Below are 4234 nucleotides of genomic sequence, written 5' to 3'. Positions count from 1 at the left end.
CGTCGAATTGGGAGACGACGATCGCGCCCTCGCGCTGCTCCCCGCCGATCACCCGATAGAAGTCCTCGGTCATTCGGGAGGCCTCCAGGTGGTCGAGCAGCTCGCGGTTGGGGTAGCGCGGCGGTGTGCTGATGACGGCGGGCAGCGACATCAATTCTCGATAGATCAATTCGCCGAGCCGGTTTGCCTTCGCCAACCCGTCGGCGTCGGTTCCGCTGAGCACATAGATGACGCGCGCGTTGGCGCAGCCTTCCTGGTTGGCGACGCCGATGTCGGTCGCGGCGCGGCGAGCCACCTCGCGCATGGTGGCTTCATCGTCGAACGCCTCGGCGCCGATGATGGTGGCGCTGCGTTTGGGGTCCAGCGCGATCAGCTCCAAACCGGGTTGGATGTAACGGGTTACGTGCTTGACCGAGGCCAACCCGCCCCATGCGACGATCTTTTCGATGTGCTGAGGCTGGTAGAGGGTTTCCTCGACAGCCAGATCGCCGCCCTTCCAATACCCGACCACGAGATGCTTGGTGATCGGGTGGTTCGGCGCGATATCCGCCAGCGTGCGGGCGATGGCGACCGCGGTGAGCGGATCGTTCGACGGCGCCTTGATGATCACGTCGGACCGGGTGATCACCGAGCGCAGGATGGTCACCGCCGAGACCAATCCGCCGTTACCGGCCGGAATGTGTAGGACCCGGGAGCCGAACGCACGCACGCGTAGTTCGCGGCCGTCCCGCAAGGTGTGCGGGACCCATCCGTTGAGGTAGTCAAGGCCGACCTGGCTGTCGGCAATTTCGTAGACGTTGTCTCGGGAAAACAGTGGTCGCAGAATGCGATAGCTGTTCTGCAACATCTCCGCCGGCAGCACGTTGGCCACCAGCGAGGCTTCGTAGGCCTCCTGCAAGTGAGCGTTGGTGTCGAAGTCCAGCGCGTCGCCGAGTGCGGTGAGTACGTCGAGGATTTCGTCGAAGGTCAGCTCGTACAGGTCGCTCATCTCCGCGGGGCTCTTCAGCGGCAGCTGCTCGACGTACCTGCGCATGTCCGGCGCGTGGAACTGCGCGGCACCGACGCGGGTATCGAACCGCACCAGGTCCTCGGTGATGACTCGGCCCCGCAGAAACAGGGGGACGGTGTATGCGATCACAGCTCCACGCCTTTCATGAAATCCACCGCCTCGTTGTGCACCTCATGTGTTGCGGCGCAGGTAATCCGGTCGTCTTCGATGCCTTGTTTCTCGCTGTAGCGCATGATGTCCTTCTCGAATGCGACGCTGGCTTGCCCGCACGGGCACTGCAGGTCCCAGTTGACTGTGACTTCGTCGCCGGAGATGACGCCGCCCCAGTGGGCGCGCAGCAGGATGTCGTAGACGGCGGCCCGGCCGGTCTGCACACCGGAGCGGGGAAGTGGCTCGCTGGTCTCGGGATCGAGCACGAACGGAATGACCCACGGTGCCACGTGGTAGCGGCCCTCGCTGCAACCCCAGTGGAACGTGCTGGACTCGGAGAATCCGTACCCGACCTGAATGCGGTCGACGCCCAGGAAGTCCTTGATGACGGCCATGAAATCGTCAGGAAGCGCAACACCTTTCATCCCGCCGCCGGTCAGGATCGCCGAGTCCGGAGCAAAGACATTACGCACGCCGCGCTCAAGACCCGCTTTGGCGATGTCGTACATCAGGTGGTAGGTGCCGAGCATGAATACCCGCTTGCCGCGCAGCTGCTCGCTGATGCGGGCGAAGAACGCCTCCATGTCCTCGGCCTGACGTAGCTGCATGGCGATGAATTCGTCCTTGCGCGCTGCCAGCACGGGATCGATCTCCAGCCGGTCCAGCTCGCCACGGGATGCGGCCGCCCGCATCTTGGATGCCAGGAACATCAGGTCGGTGTCCACCGCGAAGGGGTAGAGGGCGTGGAATCTGCTTTCGTCACCGCCGGTGAAGCCGCGCTTGATCATGTTGGCAATGCGCAGGTGACCGAGCTTGCCGTTGGCGAAGTTCGGCCACACCACGTCCACCGCTGGGTTCAGTTCCTTCTCGGTTGGTTCTTGGCCGAAGGTTTGGAACAGGCAGATCTTCCAAAGCGTCATGCCGTCCTGCGCGCCGCGCTTGTCTTTGGGCAGGATCGAAATGGTGCCGGTAGTGCCGCTGGAGGTGATGACCTCCAGAGGAGTCTGCTGATCGAGGCGGTCGATCCAGTCGTCGATGCCGGTGCAGCCCGCGGCATCGACGCCGGACAAGTCGTAGCTGGTCAGCTTGTCCAGCCACTTGGTCATCAGGTCGAAGCGCTTCTTGTCGACCAACGCCGCAGGGTAGGACTTGAACGCGGTGTGCGAGAAGAACAGCGGCACAACGTCATTGAACTCGTTGAGAGTTGTGATCCCGAGCCGGTCGGCCAGCTTGCGCAGCATTTCGATGCTCTCGCGGTGCTGCTGAAAGCGGATACCCATGGCTTGTCGTTGCAGCGCTTCGAGCTCATCGCGATCGATGCTGTGCATCTGCGTGTAGGACTGGCCGAAGAAGCTGATCGGGTCGTCCATGAATTCGGTCACCGACCGCGTCTTCTTTTCCGTAGCTGTCACCCGGGCCATGGTAGACCCCTGATGCAGTAAAACGCAAGAATGCAGTTAACTGCAAAAGTCGATCTCAGAACACGCTGAGCCGGCGCGCGATATCGAGAACAGAAGGGTCGCCTTGGGCGTCCACGCCGAGAGCTTCCCAGGTGCCGCGTTGGGTGACCCAGCGCACGAATGCCGAGGACTCGCAGTTGATCTGGGCGCCAAAGTCACTGCCGCCGATCCGCAAGCTCCGCCCGGCAGCGCCGGCGAGGTGGACTTCGACTGCCTTGTTCATGCCGTCGAGCAACTCGCCGTTCTGTTGGGGTAGCGCCGCCTCGATCCAGTCGAGCGTGGGTGCCAGCCGCAACTCGTCGGATGCAGGCGGTTCTCCGTCGAACGGTCCGTCCGGTGGGAACAGATCGAACCTTATGTGCACGTAGTGCTCAAAAGCGAAGGCAGTCGGCACAACTGACGCCGGATAAGTCCCGACATCGCCGAGTGGGACGTCAACGTCCTGACTCTGCACCGCGGCGAGCAATTCCAGCCCCTTCAAGCTGACCGACTCGTAGTCGGCCACAACCTCGGCAGGAGTCATGGAGCGGCGAGACTCGACATACAAGTCAGCGGCTCGCTCGGCCGGTAGTCCCGCTGAGTCGGGCAAGTTTGACATGTCCACGGCTAGCCAGAAGCTGCACGCCATATGCGACAGGACATCCTGCACGGTCCAGCCCGGGCACCCGCTGTCCTTCGCCCACACGGAGTCGTCTAACTGGTCGCAGAGCGCCAGGAGTGCCGCGCGGTCAGCTTCAATTGCCTTCAGTGCGTTGCTCATCTCACCTCTTCTGCGTTGAGAGCACATCGGCAAGGTGTGTTCCTTGCTACGGTGACTTTCATACGTTGTGTACGAACATACATACCGTATGTATGAAAGGCAAGGTTTGATGAATGCTGCCCGCCGCACGCAAGTCGAGCGCGCCGCGGAAACCCGCGATGCCCTGATCGCGGCGGCGCGTCCACTATTCGCCGCCCAGGGTTTCGGCGAGGTGGCACTGGAGACGATCGTGCGCGCCGCGGGCGTGACCCGCGGCGCCCTGTATCACCACTTCGCCGACAAGACTGAGCTGTTTGCGGCGGTCTTCGAACAAGTGGAAGGGGAGGTGGCCGCGCAGTTGGGGGAGGCGATCGCCGCGACCAACCAGACCGACCCGGTCGAGGTCATGCGACTGGGCGCCGCCTTTTGGCTGGATGCCTGCTCAGATCCGGAGGTGCAGCGCATCGTGTTGGTCGACGCCCCGGCTGTGCTTGGTTGGACGCGGTGGACCGAGATCGGCAACCGCTACAACATCGGCCTGGTGCGCGGCTTGCTCAGCCGCGCCATCGAGACTGGCCGCATTCCGGCGCAGCCGATCGAAGCGACCGCTCTAACGATGCTCGGCGCAATGCGTGAAGTGACCCTCTATGTGGCACGGGCAGAAGATCACGACCGGGCGCGCCAAGAAGCCGGCGCCGTCATGAATCGACTGATCCAGGCGCTCAGCGCCAGCTGACTCTCATCGTTCCGCGGCGAACGCGCGCAGCGAGGCCAGCTGCGCGGGATCCAATGAGGGCCGGACGGTTTCGCGTGCGGCGGCGACGTCGGCAGCGGTGATTTCGGCGGCATCGACCGAGCGTCGCATCGCGGTAAGCG

The 4234-nt window shown here is 63.3% G+C and carries 5 protein-coding genes; 1 reads left to right on the top strand and 4 read right to left on the bottom strand.

Translation table 11 applies throughout. The annotated features are described in order from the left end of the window. From WBF82_RS24280 to WBF82_RS24270, 3 genes are all read right to left on the bottom strand, one after another. On the bottom strand, positions 1-1138 hold a 1138-nt coding region (locus WBF82_RS24280), incomplete at its 3' end, for an acyl-CoA reductase (protein ID WP_424385471.1). Continuing rightward, positions 1135-2571, bottom strand: a complete 1437-nt coding sequence (locus WBF82_RS24275) for a hypothetical protein (RefSeq protein WP_424385470.1) — start codon at positions 2569-2571, stop codon at positions 1135-1137. The genes WBF82_RS24280 and WBF82_RS24275, both read right to left, overlap by 4 nt. A 64-nt stretch (positions 2572-2635) precedes the next feature. Continuing rightward, positions 2636-3379: a maleylpyruvate isomerase family mycothiol-dependent enzyme gene (locus tag WBF82_RS24270; RefSeq protein WP_424385469.1), complete on the bottom strand. Its 744-nt coding sequence runs from the start codon at positions 3377-3379 to the stop codon at positions 2636-2638. Between the two features lie 109 nt (positions 3380-3488). Here WBF82_RS24270 and WBF82_RS24265 point away from each other — a divergent pair, with 109 nt between their 5' ends. Further along, positions 3489-4094, top strand: a complete 606-nt coding sequence (locus WBF82_RS24265) for a TetR/AcrR family transcriptional regulator (protein ID WP_424385468.1) — start codon at positions 3489-3491, stop codon at positions 4092-4094. 3 nt (positions 4095-4097) lie between these two features. On the opposite strand, the gene WBF82_RS24260 is transcribed toward WBF82_RS24265, so the two are convergent. Beyond that, a partial coding sequence (locus WBF82_RS24260; protein WP_424385472.1) for a hypothetical protein occupies positions 4098-4234 on the bottom strand: 137 nt, incomplete at its 5' end.

The sequence above is a fragment of the Mycobacterium sp. genome (genome assembly GCF_049673265.1).
Lineage (GTDB): Bacteria > Actinomycetota > Actinomycetes > Mycobacteriales > Mycobacteriaceae > Mycobacterium.
The sequence above is the reverse complement of the archived record's forward strand: the minus strand, read 5'-3'. Positions and strand labels throughout refer to the sequence as shown.